The sequence below is a fragment of the Terrabacter sp. 05T424 genome, from assembly GCF_056396225.1.
Genome location: NZ_JBFTLB010000002.1, coordinates 1 through 15,883, shown reverse-complemented (window position 1 = coordinate 15,883; position 15,883 = coordinate 1). Strand labels below are relative to the sequence as shown.

General features: G+C 71.6%; 19 protein-coding genes and 2 pseudogenes. 12 read left to right on the top strand and 9 right to left on the bottom strand.

Going from position 1 to position 15,883, the window contains the following annotated elements; translation table 11 throughout:
• Positions 1-57: 57 nt before the first annotated feature.
• From AC1DE0_RS05110 to AC1DE0_RS05095, 4 genes and pseudogenes are all read right to left on the bottom strand, one after another.
• Positions 58-459 (bottom strand): DUF3224 domain-containing protein, encoded by a 402-nt coding sequence (locus AC1DE0_RS05110; RefSeq protein ID WP_478097827.1) that lies wholly within the window; start codon positions 457-459, stop codon positions 58-60.
• A gap of 10 nt (positions 460-469) precedes the next feature.
• Entirely contained in the window at positions 470-1,087 is a 618-nt protein-coding gene (locus AC1DE0_RS05105; RefSeq protein WP_478099548.1) for a phosphotransferase, read from the bottom strand.
• A pseudogene (locus AC1DE0_RS05100) lies at positions 1,012-1,389 on the bottom strand (phosphotransferase); the annotation flags it as partial. The gene AC1DE0_RS05105 and the pseudogene AC1DE0_RS05100, both read right to left, overlap by 76 nt.
• A 23-nt stretch (positions 1,390-1,412) precedes the next feature.
• Positions 1,413-1,817, bottom strand: a complete 405-nt coding sequence (locus tag AC1DE0_RS05095) for a DUF6855 family protein (protein ID WP_478097824.1) — start codon at positions 1,815-1,817, stop codon at positions 1,413-1,415.
• 109 nt (positions 1,818-1,926) lie between these two features.
• Here AC1DE0_RS05095 and AC1DE0_RS05090 point away from each other — a divergent pair, with 109 nt between their 5' ends.
• Together AC1DE0_RS05090 and AC1DE0_RS05085 are read left to right on the top strand one after the other, a co-directional pair.
• Positions 1,927-2,211, top strand: coding sequence for a hypothetical protein (locus AC1DE0_RS05090; RefSeq protein WP_478097822.1), 285 nt, complete (start codon positions 1,927-1,929; stop codon positions 2,209-2,211).
• Positions 2,208-2,330, top strand: a complete 123-nt coding sequence (locus AC1DE0_RS05085) for a hypothetical protein (RefSeq protein WP_478097820.1) — start codon at positions 2,208-2,210, stop codon at positions 2,328-2,330. The genes AC1DE0_RS05090 and AC1DE0_RS05085 overlap by 4 nt, the downstream gene beginning before the upstream one ends.
• A 186-nt stretch (positions 2,331-2,516) precedes the next feature.
• Here the strand turns inward: AC1DE0_RS05085 and AC1DE0_RS05080 are convergent, their stop codons facing one another.
• The gene (locus tag AC1DE0_RS05080; protein ID WP_478097818.1) at positions 2,517-3,314 is read right to left on the bottom strand and encodes a deoxyribonuclease IV; all 798 of its coding nucleotides are present in this window, start codon (positions 3,312-3,314) and stop codon (positions 2,517-2,519) included.
• A 94-nt stretch (positions 3,315-3,408) separates the two neighbouring features.
• Between AC1DE0_RS05080 and AC1DE0_RS05075 the strand changes: the two genes are divergently transcribed.
• The 3 genes from AC1DE0_RS05075 to AC1DE0_RS05065 all read left to right on the top strand — a co-directional run bounded on the left by AC1DE0_RS05075 (position 3,409) and on the right by AC1DE0_RS05065 (position 6,381).
• Entirely contained in the window at positions 3,409-4,962 is a 1,554-nt protein-coding gene (locus AC1DE0_RS05075) for an MFS transporter (protein WP_478097816.1), read from the top strand.
• Between the two features lie 88 nt (positions 4,963-5,050).
• The gene (locus AC1DE0_RS05070; RefSeq protein ID WP_478097814.1) at positions 5,051-5,821 is read left to right on the top strand and encodes a DUF6498-containing protein; all 771 of its coding nucleotides are present in this window, start codon (positions 5,051-5,053) and stop codon (positions 5,819-5,821) included.
• A gap of 29 nt (positions 5,822-5,850) precedes the next feature.
• Complete coding sequence (locus AC1DE0_RS05065; RefSeq protein ID WP_478097811.1) at positions 5,851-6,381, top strand: DUF4395 domain-containing protein; 531 nt, start codon at positions 5,851-5,853, stop codon at positions 6,379-6,381.
• Positions 6,382-6,387: 6 nt separating this feature from the next.
• On the opposite strand, the gene AC1DE0_RS05060 is transcribed toward AC1DE0_RS05065, so the two are convergent.
• Positions 6,388-7,374: an LLM class F420-dependent oxidoreductase gene (locus AC1DE0_RS05060; protein WP_478097809.1), complete on the bottom strand. Its 987-nt coding sequence runs from the start codon at positions 7,372-7,374 to the stop codon at positions 6,388-6,390.
• Between the two features lie 24 nt (positions 7,375-7,398).
• Positions 7,399-8,118, bottom strand: a complete 720-nt coding sequence (locus AC1DE0_RS05055; RefSeq protein WP_478097807.1) for an MBL fold metallo-hydrolase — start codon at positions 8,116-8,118, stop codon at positions 7,399-7,401.
• Positions 8,119-8,251: 133 nt separating this feature from the next.
• On the opposite strand from AC1DE0_RS05055, the gene AC1DE0_RS05050 reads away from it, so the two are divergent.
• Positions 8,252-8,800, top strand: a complete 549-nt coding sequence (locus tag AC1DE0_RS05050; protein ID WP_478097805.1) for a type 1 glutamine amidotransferase domain-containing protein — start codon at positions 8,252-8,254, stop codon at positions 8,798-8,800.
• A 16-nt stretch (positions 8,801-8,816) separates the two neighbouring features.
• Here AC1DE0_RS05050 and AC1DE0_RS05045 read toward each other — a convergent pair whose 3' ends face one another.
• Positions 8,817-10,406: an LLM class flavin-dependent oxidoreductase gene (locus AC1DE0_RS05045; RefSeq protein ID WP_478097803.1), complete on the bottom strand. Its 1,590-nt coding sequence runs from the start codon at positions 10,404-10,406 to the stop codon at positions 8,817-8,819.
• Positions 10,407-10,434: 28 nt separating this feature from the next.
• On the opposite strand from AC1DE0_RS05045, the gene AC1DE0_RS05040 reads away from it, so the two are divergent.
• From AC1DE0_RS05040 to AC1DE0_RS05015, 6 genes are read left to right on the top strand one after another with little or no spacing between them, the layout of a single operon-like run.
• Complete coding sequence (locus AC1DE0_RS05040; RefSeq protein ID WP_478097801.1) at positions 10,435-11,760, top strand: M20/M25/M40 family metallo-hydrolase; 1,326 nt, start codon at positions 10,435-10,437, stop codon at positions 11,758-11,760.
• Positions 11,761-11,792: 32 nt separating this feature from the next.
• Entirely contained in the window at positions 11,793-13,235 is a 1,443-nt protein-coding gene (locus AC1DE0_RS05035; protein WP_478097798.1) for an MFS transporter, read from the top strand.
• A gap of 17 nt (positions 13,236-13,252) precedes the next feature.
• A complete protein-coding gene (locus tag AC1DE0_RS05030; RefSeq protein ID WP_478097796.1) occupies positions 13,253-14,380 on the top strand; it encodes an endonuclease/exonuclease/phosphatase family protein in 1,128 nt (375 codons plus the stop codon).
• A 32-nt stretch (positions 14,381-14,412) separates the two neighbouring features.
• Positions 14,413-14,763: a TfoX/Sxy family protein gene (locus tag AC1DE0_RS05025; protein ID WP_478097794.1), complete on the top strand. Its 351-nt coding sequence runs from the start codon at positions 14,413-14,415 to the stop codon at positions 14,761-14,763.
• A gap of 4 nt (positions 14,764-14,767) precedes the next feature.
• Positions 14,768-15,091, top strand: a complete 324-nt coding sequence (locus AC1DE0_RS05020; protein WP_478097792.1) for a TfoX/Sxy family protein — start codon at positions 14,768-14,770, stop codon at positions 15,089-15,091.
• Between the two features lie 50 nt (positions 15,092-15,141).
• Positions 15,142-15,585, top strand: a complete 444-nt coding sequence (locus tag AC1DE0_RS05015; RefSeq protein ID WP_478097789.1) for an SPFH domain-containing protein — start codon at positions 15,142-15,144, stop codon at positions 15,583-15,585.
• On the opposite strand, the pseudogene AC1DE0_RS05010 reads toward AC1DE0_RS05015, so the two are convergent.
• A pseudogene (locus tag AC1DE0_RS05010) lies at positions 15,557-15,883 on the bottom strand (HNH endonuclease signature motif containing protein); the annotation flags it as partial. The gene AC1DE0_RS05015 and the pseudogene AC1DE0_RS05010 overlap by 29 nt on opposite strands.

Genomic DNA, 15,883 nt, shown 5'->3' with positions numbered 1-15,883 from the left:
CGAGGGACACGCCTCCCCGCGCCGTTCTGCTGTGTCTCCGGTGTGCAGCCGGTTCGGTCAGCCGAGGTTGTGCTCGAAGTCCATGTGGTGCGTGCCGTCCTCGGCGATGTGCAGGCGCACGGTCCCTTCCATGCCGGCCAGCTCGTCGGTGCCGCTGCCGGGCACGATGAGGCCGTACTCGTGGGCTCGGTCGGCGCCGCTCGTCGAGGCGGCGTGCACGAAGTTGAAGGCACCGCGGCGTCCGGCCACCGTCCCCTCGAACGACTCCATCGCGACGTACGTGCCGACGCCCGTCTGCTGGTCGAAGGCCGAGGTGAACTGGGTGACGCTGCGGCCCGCCACGTCACCGGCATACGTCTTGCGCATGCGGAGGTGCCCGGTCGGCAGGGCGGTCGTGATGTCGGGGGTGTAGTCGGTGACGTCGAAGTCGGACGTCGTGAAGGTCGAGGTGCTGAGCATGTGGTCGACGCTACCGAGCCGAATCGCTCTGGGATAGAACGTTCCCGACGTCGCGCGCGTCTTCCAGCACCATGGCGATGGTGCGTCTGGCCATCGCCGTGAACGTGGGGTTGGTGTGCTCGTAGTAGGGCACGATGAGCGCCGCCTGCGTCAACGCGTAGCCGCGGGCCCGCGCCCACGTCGCGTCGTCGACGCCGAGTGCCTCGCGGTAGGCCGTCCGGCCGGGCCGCGTGAACATGGTCCAGGCGGCGATGGTGTCTGCTGCTGGGTCGCCCACGCCGAGGCTGCCGAAGTCGAGCACCGCTGTGAGCCGGCCGCCGTCGACGATGACGTTCGGCGGCAGCAGGTCGCCGTGCAGCCAGACCCGTTGTGCGACAGTCGGATCGAAGGCGGGCGACCCCACGGCGGCGTCCCACGCCACGAGGGCAGCATCCGTGTCGACGAGGTGACGCGACCGCTCGAGGGCGTCACGGGTGGCCTCGTCGAGCTCCGCCAGCGGACGTCGGCCGCCCGGCGGTGCGTCGGGGGGACGGCCACCTCGCGCAGGGCCGTGACGAACCCGGCGAGACGACGGGCCGTGGTCACCTCGTCGACGGCGCCCACGGCATACGGCGAGCCCGGCACCCAGCGGAAGACCGCCCAGGGGTGGGGGAAGGCGTCAGTCGACCGTCCCAGGGCGACGGGCTCCGGAACGGTGAGGGGGAGCGCCGGTGCCAGCCGCGGCAGCCACTCGAGCTCCTTGACCAGGTCGTCGGCCCACGCGGGCACGCGGGGGAGCCGCACGTAGAGGTCGTCGCCGAGGCGGACGATCGCGTTGACCGTGCCGGTGGACGCGAAGCGACGCACGGGGAGGTGCGCCAGGTGTGGCAGCTGGTCCTCGAGCAGCCGGCGGACGAGATCCTCGTCGACGGCGAGCTCGTCGTCGTGCATCGGGGCCGGCGGCATCCCGACGGTCAGAGGGCGCGCATGCGGTTGTTGCGCGCGTTGTGCTCCACCTCGGCGAGCCCGAGCTCCTCGAGCAGCGGCGGGAGGTACATGCCGACCCGGCCGCGGTAGCCCTTGCGCAGGCCGTACCAGCCACCGACCGGGTTCGACTCGGACCGGCCCCACGCCTCGACGGTGCCCTCCTTGGCGGGCTTCTGCTCGTCGGCCGCGCCGAGCGGCACCCAGTCGCCCTGCTCACGCAGCCAGGCGTGGAGGTCGTCGACGACCCGGGCGTCGTAGGTGAGCCTCGTCGAGCCCACCTGGCAGACGAGCTGCGCCGGCTGCGCCTCGTCGTCGCGGTACATCGCGTACTCCGAGGTGCCGGGTGGGGTGGTGAGACCCCAGGGGTCGTCCTTCGTGCCGCTGCCGCTCATGGGTCCTTTGTACTACCGCAGGAGGGGCACCCGTCAGGACCGCGTCAAGAACGCATCAGGATCCGCAGGCACGCAGCGGCCTCCGAGGCGGCGGGGGTGTCATGGAGGGGTGGACGACGACTGGTTGACGGCCCATCGACCCCTCACCCGCTGGCTGGCGGTGCTGGCCCCGGTGGCGGTCGGAGCGCTCCTCGGGCTCCTGCGCACCGGCATGGAGACGAGCACGGCAGCCATGGTGCTCGTCCTCACGGTCGTGGCGTCCGCGGCGACCGGTGACCGGGTGGCCGGCGTGGCAGGCCGGTCCCCGTCGAGCGGTCCGGCCTGCCGACCGATGCCTTCACCGCCGTGCCGGTGCGCCGACGCGGCGCGGTGGTCGGCCACCTCCGGGTCGTGACGTCCACGCACGTGGTGCGACCCACCGTCGAGCAGCGGCGCGTGGCAGCCCTCCTCGCCGACCGGATGGTCGAGGAAGCCGTGCCGCAGGCTGCGAGCGCAGCGGGCCCAGCCCCCTGAAGCACGAAAGCCGCGGCCCGCCACCGAGGAGGGGATGGCGGGACGCGGCACGCGACACAGGAGAACGCGCGGACCGGCGTCATTGACGGACCGCGCGCAACCCTTGAAGAACCTAGGTGCCGGAGGGCGCCCGTGGGGTAAAGAGCCGGTCAGGAAATGCTGGGATCGGGCTGAAAGGCCGCGGAATCAGTCGGCGTTGGACCTCAGCCATGCGATATCGGCAGCCTGGCCCTCGAGGCCGCCCGGCGTCTCGCACACCACCGGCGCCTTGGCTGCGCGGATCACCCCGGCGAGCGCCTCGCCGGCGATGTGGCCCGAGCCGAAGTTGGTGTGCCGGTCGGCGCCGGAGTCGAACTCGTCGCGAGAGTCGTTGGCGTGGACGAGGTCGATGCGGCCGGTGATGGCGCGCACCTCGTCGACGACGGTGCCGAGGTCGTTGCCGCCGGCGTGCGCGTGGCAGGTGTCGAGGCAGAAGCCCACCTGGTCGCTGCCCGACGCGGAGCCGATGGCGTCCCACAGCCGGGCGATGGCCTCGAGGCGGCGGGCCATCGCGTTGTCGCCGCCCGCGGTGTTCTCGATGAGCAGCGGCACGGGCAGATCGAGCCCGTCGATGCACTTGCGCCAGTTGTCGAAGCCCTTGGCGGCGTCCTCGTCGACACCGAGGTGGCCGCCGTGCACGATGACGCCCTTGGCGCCGATCTCGGCCGCGGCCGTCAGGTGCTGCTGGAGCAGCTTGCGCCCGGGGATGCGGATGCGGTTGTTGAGGCTCGCGACGTTGATCGGGTAGGGCGCGTGCACGTAGAGGTCGACCCCCGCCGCCTCGGCGTCGACCTTGAGCCCCTCGGCGCCGCCGGCGTACCTGATGACGGGGCCCTTGTAGCTCTGCGGGTCGCCGAGGAAGAGCTGTGAGAGCGACGCCCCGCGGGCCTTCGCCTCGGCGATCGGGTCCTCCTGGTCGACGTGCGCACCGATGTGTAGAGCCATGCCCCAGAGCGTATGCCGTGGGGCCGACAGGAGATTTCCCGACCTTTTCGGCGGCCGGGTGTCGAGGCGCCGCATGCCCGCTCGACGTAGGGACATGACGACGACAACCGAGCCCCAGACCGCCCACCCGGCCGGCTTCGCCCCCACCTCCGCCTCCGCCAGCACGCCGTCGCGCCGCCAGTGGCTCGCGCTCGGTGTCCTCGCCCTCACCGCACTGCTGCTGTCGCTCGACGTCAGCGTGCTCTACCTCGCGCTGCCCGAGCTGTCCGCCGACCTCGGCGCGAGCACCACCCAGCAGCTGTGGATGCTCGACATCTACAGCTTCGTCCTGGCCGGCTTCCTCGTGACGATGGGCGCCGTCGGCGACCGCATCGGACGCAAGCGCCTCCTGCTCGCGGGAGCCGTGGCCTTCGGTGTCGCGAGCGCTGCGGCGGCATACGCGAGCAGCCCCGGCCAGCTGATCTTCTGGCGGGCCGTGCTCGGCATCGCCGGCGCCACCCTGATGCCCTCGACGATGGGCCTGATCCGCACGATCTTCAGCGACGAGAAGCAGATGATGACCGCGATCGGCGTCTGGTACTCGTGCTTCATGGGCGGCATGGCCGTCGGCCCCCTCGTGGGCGGTGTCCTGCTCGCGCACTTCTGGTGGGGCTCGGCCTTCCTGCTCGGCGTGCCGTTCATGGTGCTGCTCGTCGTCGTGGGTCGGCGGGTGCTGCCCGAGTCCGAGCGCCACGCCGGCACGAAGGTCGACGTCGCCAGCTCGGTGCTCTCGCTCGCCACGACCCTGCCTGTGATCTACGGCTTCAAGGAGATCGCCCGCGGAGGAAACACGACCGTCGCCCTGACCACGGCCAGCGTAGGCCTCGCGATGGCGATCGTCTTCGTCCGCCGTCAGCGCCGCATCGCCAACCCGCTCGTCGACCTGGCTCTCTTCCGCAGCCGCGCCTTCTCGACCGCCCTGGCGATCATGCTCGTCGGTGGCGTGGTCATGGCCGGTGTCTCGTTCCTCGGCTCGCAGTGGCTGCAGCTCGTTGCCGGCCTGTCGCCGCTGGGCGCAGGCCTGTGGATGCTGCCGGCAAACATCGCGCTGCTGCTCGGCTCGTCGACCTCCGCGCGGATCGCGGGTCGCCTCGGCACCGCCCGCAGCATGGCCTTCGGACTGCTCGTCTGCGCGGCCGGTCTCACGCTCTACACGCAGGTCGGGGCGGCCGCCGGTCTGGGGCTGCTCGTCTTCGGGATGTGCCTGACGTCGTTCGGGATCATGGTCCCGTCCACGTTGACGATGGGCGTCATGATGCAGTCCGCCCCGCCCGAGCGGGCCGGCTCGGTCGCCTCGATGTCCGAGACGTCCGCCGAGTTCGGAATCGCCGTGGGTGTGGCGGGCCTGGGTTCCCTGGCCACGTTCGTCTACCGCGGACAGCTCGGGCCGTATGCCGCCACGCACGTCTCCGACGCCACGACCGCTGCGCTCGACTCCCTCGCCGGCGCCGTCCAGGCCGCGTCGACACTGCCGGCCGCCGCCGCCCATGAGCTCGTCGCCGCAGCGCAGGCCGCGTTCTCGACGAGTCTCAACGTCGTCGCCGGTGTCGGTGCAGCGATGTTCGTCGTGTGCGCCGCGGCCGCCCTTCGGGTGCTGCGCAACCGCTGAGCAACCGCTGAGCAGCCGCTGAGCAAGGAAAGTCGCCGGCACAGTCCCGGCAGGACGGGCGCCCCGTGCTCTGGCACGATGGGCGCCCGTGACTGCCCTCCTGCGCATCCTCGGCGTCGAGCTCATGGCCCAGCTCGGCCGCACGCTCCCGGCCCCGGTGGCCCGTCTCGTCAGCGGGCTCCTGCTCGTCGGCGCGAACCTGCTGCCCGTCTGGGCGGTGCTCGAGGGACGGCTCGGCATGGGTGACGTGCTGCTCGTCTACTGGTTCGAGAACGTCGTCATCTGGTTCGCGACGACGATGCGCATCCTCACGGCCCGCCGCCCCTCCCGTCGGCCGTTCCTGCGCGGCCCGGCCGGGCGCCCGGGCGACTTCGGCCGCCTCGAGTCGACCCTGGCGGCCAAGACGTGGGTGACCGGCGACCCGGCGCTCGCGCTCTTCTTCGCGCTGCACTTCGGCCTCTTCACGCTCGTGCACGGCGTCTTCACCGCGGTGCTCGCCGGCTTGTCGGGGGTGCGCGGCGGCCTGCTCGACTGGGTGGCGGCCTGCGCCGCGATCCTGCTCAGCCACATGCTGTCGCTGGGGCTGCACTGGCTCGGTGGTGGCGAGCGGCAGGCGGTCAGCCCGGGCTGGGCGATGGCCGCGCCGTACCCCCGGATGATCGCGCTCCACGTCACGGTCATCGCGGGCTTCTTCCTGCTGGGCGGACCGCACGGGCGCACGGCGGACGACCTCGGCGTGGTCGCGCTGCTCATGGGTCTCAAGACGGCGCTCGACCTGTGCTTCCACCTCGGCGAGCACCTCGTCTACGCGCGACGCACGCGGGCGGCTTCCTGTCCGCCATCTGGAGCCCTTGCATAAGCAACCCTTATGGAGTCAATAATGTCTGCATGAGTTCCTCCCGCTTCCCCGCCGTGGTCGACGACGTCACCGTCCGGCTGATCGCGGCTGTGGTCCTCGCCGTCGGCGTCATCGCCCTGGCCACCTCGCAGTGGTGGCTCGATGCCGTCCTCGCCGCCGACTTCTCCCTGCGGGCCGCGCTCGGACCCCAGGCCAGCCCGGTCGCCCGGCTCGTGCAGCGGTGGATCCGACCCGCCGTGGCCGCGCCGAAGCGCCCGACGGCGGGGCCGCCCAAGCGCTTCGCGGCGAGCATCGGTGCGGTCATGACGGTCGCCGCGACCGTGCTCTGGGTCGTCAGCCTCGCCACCGGCTCGTCGGCCGCGGCCGGTTGGGTCATCGGCATCGGGGCGGTGATGGTCGTCTTCCCGGCGCTCGAGTCGGTCTTCGGCATCTGCGTCGGCTGCCTGCTCTTCTCCGGCCTCATGCGCATCGGGCTCGTGCCCGAGGAGGTCTGCCTCGAGTGCGCCGACATCACGAAGCGGCGCGAGCGGCTCCTCGCCGAGCGGGCGGCAGCGGCCTGAGCGGGCTCAGCCCGCGGCCGCGCGTAGTTTGCCGAGAAGGGGACCCGCCGCCTCGTCGAGGAAGCGCTCCTGGGCATCCCCACCGACCTGGACCAGCGCGACGTCGGTGAACCCGGCCTCCCACCACGCGCGTACGGCCTCGACGATCTTGTCCAGGTCGGGCCCGCACGGGATGGACGACGAAACGTCCTCAGGGCGCACGAACTGCGTGGCGCCCGCGAAGCCCTTGGGCGTCGGCAGGTCGGCGTTGACCGACCAGCCCCCGCCGAACCACCGGAACTGCTCGTGCGCACGCTTCACGGCCGTGGCTTCGTCGGGGTCCCAGCAGATCGGGATCTGGCCCACCGCGCGTGCGTCGGCGCCGACCCGGGGCGCGCCGTCGGTGCGGTTCCACTGCGACACGAGGTCGGGGGAGGGCTCGACGGCGATCATGTGGTCGGCCAGCGGGGCGAGGCGCTCGATCGAGGCGTCGCCGCTCACCGCCACCGCGATGGGGACGGTGAGGTCGGGCAGGTCCCAGATGCGGGCCGAGTCGACGTCGAAGTACTCGCCGTGGTGGGTCACGAGGTCGCCCGAGTGCAGCTTGCGGATGACCTCGATCGCCTCGCGCAGCATCTCCTGACGCGTGTCGACGCCGGGCCACCCGTCGCCGACGACGTGCTCGTTGAGGCTCTCGCCGCTGCCGAGCCCGAGGGTGAACCGGCCGTCGGCGAGCAGCTGGAGCGTCGCGGCCTTCTGCGCGACGACCGCGGGGTGGTAGCGCATCGTCGGGCACGTCACGTAGGTCATGAGCTCGACCTGCTCGGTGGCCTGGGCGACCGCTCCGAGCACGGCCCACGCGTACGGTGCGTGGCCCTGCTCGGTGAGCCACGGCGAGAAGTGGTCGCTGCTCACCTCGAAGTCGAACCCGGCCTGCTCGGCGCCCACGGCCCAGCGCACGAGGTCCTTGGGGCCGCTCTGCTCGGTCATCAGGGTGTATCCGAAGTTGGTCACGCTGGCGACGTACCCGGATGGGGCTCAGTCGATCGGCTGCCGCCCGAGGAACTGCCGGATCGCCTCGCGCGGGCGATCGCGCAGCTCGGGGCCGTGGGTGAAGGCCGCGACGTCGTAGTCGAGCTCGCCGAGCAGGTGCGCGGTGCGCTGGGTCATGCGGAAGTCGGTGCAGAACGCCTTGATCGGCCACCGCAGGCCCCGCACGTTGAAGATCGCGTCGCCGGTGATGAGCAGCCGCGAGTCCTCGTGCAGCAGCGAGACGTGGCCGGGCGAGTGGCCGGGCGTGTGAACGACGCGCAGCCCACCCGCGATCGGGAGCACCTCGCCGTCGGCCATCTCGCGCTCGACGGGCACCGGCTCGAAGTCGCGTCCGTCGCGCGAGAAGCGGTCGATGAGCCGGCCGAGCAGGAAGCTGCGGTCGCGCGGGGGCGAGGACCCCTCGCTCGCGTATGCCGCGTCGTCGTGGTGCAGCGTGAAGGCGCGGCCGGTCTCGCGGGCCACGTGCGCCGCACCACCCGCATGGTCGGGGTGAGCGTGGGTCAGCAGCAGGCGGGTCACGTCTGAGGGTGCCGAACCGATCACCGCGAGCGCGGACATCACCTTCGGGCCCGAGCTCTTGACGCCCATGTCGACGAGGGTCACCTGGCCGTCGTCGTCGCGCAGGATGAAGCCGTTGACGAAGTCGCGCACGAGAGGAATGCGCCAGACGTTCGGTGCGAGCTGGACGACGAGGGCCCTGGCCATGGGCCGACGATAGCCGCGCCGCGCGCTGCGGGACAGGTGAGAGAACCGGGGACCTCCGGGTAGGGGCGAAACGTGGCGGCGGACGTCGCCACCACCCCGACCCACCGCCCGCGGGCGGCACCAGGAGGACGACATGAGCAAGCGAGTGGCATTCCTCGTCGCGAGCGAGGGCATCGAGCAGGTCGAGCTGACCGACCCGTGGAAGGCCGTGACCGACGCCGGGCACGAGGCGGTCCTCGTCAGCCCCGAGGCCGGTGAGGTCCAGATGTTCAACCACCTCGACAAGGGCGACACGAAGCCCGTCGACGTGACCGTCGAGGACGCGAAGGCCGACGACTTCGACGCGCTGGTGCTTCCCGGCGGCGTCGCCAACCCCGACAGCCTGCGCATGCAGCCGGACGCCGTCGCGTTCGCCCGGGACTTCGTGGCCTCGGGCAAGCCGGTCGCGGCGATCTGCCACGCGCCGTGGACGCTCGTCGAGGCCGACGTGGTCAAGGGCCGACGGCTCACGTCGTGGCCGAGCCTGCAGACCGACATCCGCAACGCCGGCGGCAGCTGGGTCGACGAGTCGCTCGTCGTCGACGGCAACCTCATCACCAGCCGCAAGCCCGACGACCTGCCGGACTTCTGCGGCGCGGTGGTCGAGGCCCTGGAGCACGGGGCAGCCGCCGAGTCAGCCTGACCGCGACTGCTTCGGATCAGCCGAAACCGTTGCGCGCCAACGGGTGCAGCAGTTCGCGCTCCTCGTAGGCGAGGTGTGACAGCAGCGTGTCGGTGAGCAGGTCGAGGGCGCGTTCGATCTCGTCGAGCGCGCCCTCGCCGGCACGGCCGTAGCCGTCGGTGCCGACCAGACCGACGAGTGCCTCGTCGACCTGCTCCAGCACGTCGGCGATGACGTGGTGCTCCTGCTCGAGCCGGTCGATGACCGGACCGAGGTCCGGTTCGGATTGGCGCAGGTGGACGAAGATGCTGCGGTCCTCGAGCGTGTGGTGGCCGGTGACGAGCCGGCAGTAGGTCTCGCAGTAGGCACCGAGCGTCCAGTTGTTCTGACGCATGGCCATCGTGTTGAGGACCGACCGTGCCGCGCCCGTCGACAGCGACCCGCGGCGCACCTGCCCGACGATGTCGCGCAGCTGCGCCAGCTCGCCGCGGAGGTGGTCGTGCACGTCGACGAGGTGCTGCGGCACCGCCTGCTCGGCCGGCGAGTATGCCGCGTGGTCGGGCTTCGCGGTCACGGGCCGGTCGTCCTCCCGCCAGGGCAGGTCGGCGCTGAGACGGGGGCTGTCGGGAGTCGGGCGGACCGCGAGCGGGAGGCGGTCGGGCCTCGGGGAAGAGGCTGCATCGACCGCCGCGGCCGCGGCGTGCGGTGTGGGCGTGGACCCGCCGGCGCGCCGGGCGCGCTCGGCGTCGACGAGCTCACGCACCGCGGGCGCGACCTCGCCCGCGAAGCGGCGAAGCACGTCGGGGTCGTCGGTGCCGAGGACGTAGGTGCTCATGCCGGCCGTGAGGCTCAACCCGGCGAGCTGCTCGGCCCAGTCGTCGGCCGTGCCGCGCAGGAAGCCGCTGCCCGTGCCGAACTGGCCGAAGACGTTGTACATCCGGCGGATCGCCTGCGCGCCCCGTCCGGCGCCGTCGGCGGCCTCGTCGATGGTGGCGTTGAGCGCAGGGAGGGCGTCGGGTTCGGCGTAGCCCTGGCTCGGCAGCCAGCCGTCGGCCAGCCGCCCGGTGACGCGGAGCATCCGCGGCTTGTAGGCGCCGAGCCAGATCTCGACCGGGTGCAGCGGGAACGGCCCGGCATGCATCCCCTTCACCCAGTAGTGCTCGCCCTCGAGGGTGACCGAGCGGGCACCCGGCTGGCCCGGTGTCTGGCCCCAGGCGGCCCGGATGATCCGGATCGCCTCGATGAGGGCGTCGACGGCCTCCCCGGGCGACCGGCGCTCGCCGCCTGACGCGACGATGGCGTCCCAGAAGGCTCCGGTCCCGAGGCCGAGCTCGGCTCGCCCGCCGCTGATGACGTCGAGGGTGGCCACCTGCTTGGCGAGCCCGACCGGCGGTCGCAGTGGCAGGTTGGCGACGTTGGCCGCGACGCGGATGGACGATGTGCGGGTGGCGACCGCCGTGAGCAGGGTCGAGGTGTCGAGGTGCTTCGCGTTGTACGGGTGGTCCTGCACCGTGAACAGGTCGAGTCCCAGGACGTCGGCGAGCTGCGCCAGCTCGAGGGTCTCGTGGACGCGCGAGGCGTCCGGGCTCGCGAACACCCCGAACCGCAGCTCGTGCCCGTAGTCCATGCCGTCAGCGTGGCATACGCTCCGCAACATGACCGGGGACGACGCTGCCGTCGAGGCGCTGCGCGCGCTCATCCGCATCCCCACGGTGTCCGACTGGGACGCCGAGAAGGAGGACCGGGCTGCCTTCGATGCGCTGCTGACGGAGCTGCGTCAGCGCTTCCCCCGGCTGCACGATGCGTGCGAGATCGAGCGGATCTGTGGCGACGCCCTGCTCATGCGTTGGCCAGGCCGCACGCGCGAGGCTCCGGTCGTGCTGATGGCACACCTCGACGTGGTGCCGGTGGACGACCCGTCGGTCTGGTCGCACCCGCCGTTCGCTGCTGAGCTCGTCGACGGGTTCGTCTGGGGCCGTGGCGCGCTCGACTGCAAGGGGTCGCTCGTCGCGACCTGCGCGGCCGTCGAGGCGCTGATCGACGACGGCGTCGTGCCGGGTCGCGACGTCTGGCTGTCGTTCGGCTGCAACGAGGAGGTGTCCGGGCGCGCGGCCAAGGACGCCGTGGCCCTCCTTCGCGAGCGTGGGGTCGAGCCGTGGTTCGTCATCGACGAGGGCGGCGCGATCGTCCAGGGGGCGCTCCCCGGCGTCGATGCGCCGATGGCCGTCATCGGCGTGTCCGAGAAGGGCACCGTCGACGTCGAGCTCATCTCGCGTGGCGACGGCGGGCACGCCTCCGCGCCGCGCCGGATGGGCGCGACCGCGCGGCTGGCACGCGCCATCCTGCGCCTCGAGCGCAAGCCGTTCCCGAGCCACCTGCCCGACGCCACCGTGGACATGCTGGAGCGCGCGGGCGCCCACGCCCGGATGCCGTATGCCGCCGTGTTCGGCAGCGCGCGGCTGCTGCGTCCGCTCCTCTGCCGGGTCCTGCCGCGCCTCGGGCACGAGACGGCGGCGCTGACGCGGACGACTGTCGCCGTGACGCAGCTGAGCGGCTCGCCGGGGGCGAACGTCATCGCCGCGACCGCGCGGGCCCACGTCAACATGCGCGTCATGGTGGGGGAGACGGTCGACGGCGCGATCGAGCGGGTTCGCCGCACCGTCAAGGACCCTCGGGTCGAGGTGAGCCTCGTCAGCGGCGACGAACCCAGCCCGCTGTCGCCGACGGACGACACGGCATACGCCCTCCTGGAGTCGACGCTCACGGACGTCTTCCCGGGCACGGTCGCGGTGCCGTACGTGATGCTCGCGGCGACGGACTCGCGGCACTTCCACCGCGTCTGGCCGCGCGTCTACCGGTTCACGCCGTTCCGCATGACCGATGCGCAGCGCGCCTCGATCCACGGTGTCGACGAGCGCATCGGCGTGACCGACCTCATCGACGGCATCGCGTGGTACCGCCGCCTCATCGAGCAGCTCTGACTCCGAAAACCTCGCGCGAGAACAGGATCCGCATGTCCGACAGCACGGCCGTCTCTGACGCCGCCCGGGCGATGGCCCGCAGCCCGATCACGAAGGTCGTCGGCTTCCTCATCTGCGTCGAGCTCGCGAGCGGTGTGCTGCAGGGCTACTACACGCCGATCTTCACCGACATCGCCCGGCACCTGTCGATCAAGGACGCCGACGTCAACTGGTTCGAGGCGGCGCAGCTCATCGTGTCGGCTCTCGTCGTGCCGCTCCTGGCCCGGCTGGGCGACCTCATCGGTCACCGCAAGGTGCTGCTCCTGTCGACGGTCGTCACCGCGCTGGCCTCATGGGGCGTTGCCTTCGCGCCCAACTTCGGGACGTTTCTCGTCGCCTGGGCCATCCAGGGCTTCTACGTCGTGTGGCTGCCGATGGAGGTGGCGATCATCCACCGCCGCACCGGGGGAGCGGAGAGCCGCGTCCGTGGCGCCGCAGGGCTGCTCGTCGCGGGTCTCGAGCTCGGTGTCATCGCCGGCGCCCTGACGAGCGGTGCGCTCGCGGAGTCGCTCGGCATGACCGGGCTGCTCGCCCTGCCCGCCGTCATCGTCACGCTGGCCTTCTTCGCGATCTGGTTCGGCGTGGAGGACACACCTGCGCTGGGCGAGGGTCGCGTCCACTGGCGCGCCTTCGCACTGCTCACCCTGGCCCTGGGGCTCGTCATGGCCGGCCTGGTCATGGTGCGGATCCAGGGCCCCGGCAACGTATGGGCCTGGCTCGTCATGCTGCTCGGTGCAGTGACCTTCGTGCCCTACGCGCGCCTGGAGCTCCGGTGCTCCTGGCCGCTCGTCGACCTGCGCATCCTCTCCGCCCGGGGCCAGTGGCCGGTCCAGGCGACGGCCTTCCTCTTCGGTGTCTCGGTGCTCGGGGCGCAGATCCCCCTGTCGACGTTCGCGCGCACCGACCCCGCGGTGACCGGCTACGGGCTCGGGGCCAGTGCCGGCCGGGTGTCGATCATCATCGGTGGCTACGTGCTGTCCCTCGCCGTTGGCGCGCTACTGCTGCACGTGCTGGCTCGTCGCGTCGGCACACGCATCGCCATGGTCGTCGCAGCGGTGCTCGTGGGCGTGGGCTACCTGCTGTTCCTGCCGTTCCACGACACGCTCACGCAGACCCTGACCAACATGGTGATCGCGGGCCTCGGGTCGGGGGCGCTCGTGGCGGGCCTGCCGACGGCTGCCGCGGCGCAGGCGCCACCGACGCACACGGGACTGGCGACCGGGATGACGAACACGACGAAGACGATCGGCGGCGCCTTCGCCTCCAGCGTCTTCGCCATCGCGCTGGCCTCGACGGGGTCGGTGGACGTCGAGGCGACGGCGCACGCCTCCCTGTCCGGCTACATGACGGTGTGGGCGATCTGCGGCGTCACGGCGCTGGTGGCCGCCGTCTTCCTCCTCGTCGTCCATGCGTCGGAGTCGCGCCAGAGAGCCTGACGCGGGACCGTTGAGGCATGCGACTCGCCTCGTACAACGTCGAGAACCTCTTCGACCGGGCCAAGCTGCTCGCCTCGAGCGACTGGGCAGCGGGTCGACCACTCCTCGAGGCCTACACCGAGCTGACGAAGATCCTTCAGCAGCAGGTCTACTCGGCTGCCGACAAGCTGACGATCGTGGAGCTCCTCGGCACGCTCGGGCTCGCAGAGTCGGACGATGCTGCCTTCGTGCGCCTGCGCCAGAACCGCGGGCGTCTCGTGAGCCGGTCCCGCGACGGCACGGTCACCGTGGTCGCCGAGGGGCGCGGTGACTGGATCGGCTGGCTCGAGCTCGAGCGTGAGACGGTCACCGACCTGGCCGTGCGGCATACGGCACAGGTGGTGCACGACCTCCAGGCAGACGTGCTCGGCGTCGTCGAGGCCGAGGACCGGTGGGCGCTCAAGCACTTCAACGCCGACCAGCTCGCCGCGCTCGGCGGACGCCTTTACGGGCACGTCATGCTCATCGACGGCAACGACGAGCGCGGTATCGACGTCGGCCTGCTCACCCGCGGCGACGTCGAGATCACCGGGATCGTGAGCCACGTGGATGACGCCGACCTGGCCGGTCCGGTCTTCAGCAGGGACTGCCCGGAGCTGTCGCTGGCGCTCCCCGGCGGTGGGCGGCTGCTGGTGCTCGTCAACCACCTCAAGTCGAAGGGCTACGGCGGGCCCGAGGCGAACGTGCGGCGCAAGCGCCAGGCCCAGCGGGTCCGCGAGATCTACGAGCAGCGCCGGTCGGAGGGGCACGATCTCGTCGCGGTGATCGGCGACCTCAACGACACTCCGACGAGCGGCCCGCTGTCGCCGCTGCTCGGGTCAGGTGGCACTGGCGTCGCCGGCACGCCGAGCGACCTGCGCGACGTCTCCGCCTTCGCCGGGTTCGACGACGGCGGCTGGCCGGGAACCTATGGCACCGCCAACAAGGGCAACAAGATCGACTACATCCTGTGCTCCCCGGCGCTGTTCGACCGCATCACGGCTGCGGGCGTGCACCGGAAGGGCGTGTGGACCGCCTCAGGGCGCTGGCCGATGTACGACACGCTCAAGCGGCAGCAGGACGCTGCGTCCGACCACGCCGCGGTGTGGGCGGACCTCGATCTCTGACGCCCGTCGGCCGCGAGTGGTGTGATGGGGCCATGCAGATGCCGAAGCACAGCGACGAAGCCAAGGCCCACTTCCGGTCTCTCGTGCACGATGCTCCCGGGGTCGAGGTGAAGCCGATGTTCGGCAGCCTCGGTGCCTTCGTCAACGGCAACATGTTCGCCGGGCTCTTCGGTGAGAACGTCGGGGTCAAGCTCGACCCCGCCGGTCTCGACGAGCTGCGGGCCCTGCCCGGCAGCGGTCCCTTCGGTGCGGCCGAGCGCCCGATGGGCGGCTACCTGTCGCTGCCCGCCGAGCTCGACGACGACGCGCGTGCGGCCTGGGTCGACCGGGCGCGCGACCATGTGGCGACGTTGCCGCCCAAGGTCAAGAAGCCGAAGAAGTAGACCGGTGGCTCCCGCTGACGAGGCGGCACGCGCCCAGCTGCGCGACCTCGTCGGCAATGACGACCGCGTGGAGCTGCGGCCGATGTTCGGCACGCTCGCCGCGCTCGTCGACGGTCACGTCTTCGCCGTCGCGATGGGTGCGCAGATCGGCGTCAAGCTCGGTCCGGATGCCCTGGCAGAGCTCGGCGCGATGCCGGGCTCTGAGGTGCTGACGATGGGCACCCGGCAGATGAAGGCATACCGAAGCGTCCCTTCCCATATGCCACCGGCCGAGCAGCTCGCATGGCTGCTCCGAGCGCGTGACCACGTCGCCGGTCAGCACCGCTGAGGACTCCTCGGCCGAAAACCATTGGCGTGCAGGCGAAGGAGGTCGCCCGCATGTCCCTGTCGATGTCACTGATGAAGTTCACGATCCAGCCGCGCCACTGCGCGCTGCGCTACCGCCACGGCGTCCTCGAGCAGGTGCTGCCCGCAGGACGGCACCGTCGGCTCCGCGGGCAGCGGCTCGTGGTGCTCGACCTGCGCGAGCGACTGCTCCAGCTGGCGCCTCAGGAGGTCCTGACCTCGGACGGGGTGTCGATGCGCGTCTCCGCGGTCGTGCGCTGGTCGGTTCGTGACCCGGTCGCGTTCGCCGAGGTCGCCGACGACCCGGCCGCGACCGTGTACGTCGCCGCGCAGGTCGCCCTGCGTGACGGCCTGGCGACGCTGACCGCCGACGAGGTGGTGGGGCGTGGCGCGGTGCTGCCGACTGCTCAGATCTCTGCGGCCACCAGCGAGGTGACGCGCCCAGGGCTCAGAACGGTGGCAGCTCAGAGTCCGTGACTGGGTGAGAGGCGAGAGGTTCCGGTGGATCAAGTTGTGTCTGAACGGGATCCGGCGGTGACCCGGTGTCGGGCGGCGGGCCGAGTCCTTCGCGCCAGTCCTTGGGGTAGGTGGTGTAGCTGCGGCCGGTCAGCGTGGTCCACTCGAGTCCGTCGTCGGCGACGGGGGTGCTGGTCCAGATGCCGTGGGTCTTGACGTTGTGGTGGCGGCGTTCCTTGGCGTAACAGTTCGTCACCGTGGTCTCGCCGGCCGGCCACGGGATCTCGTGGTCGAGGTCGCACCGGGTCGCGGGGACGTG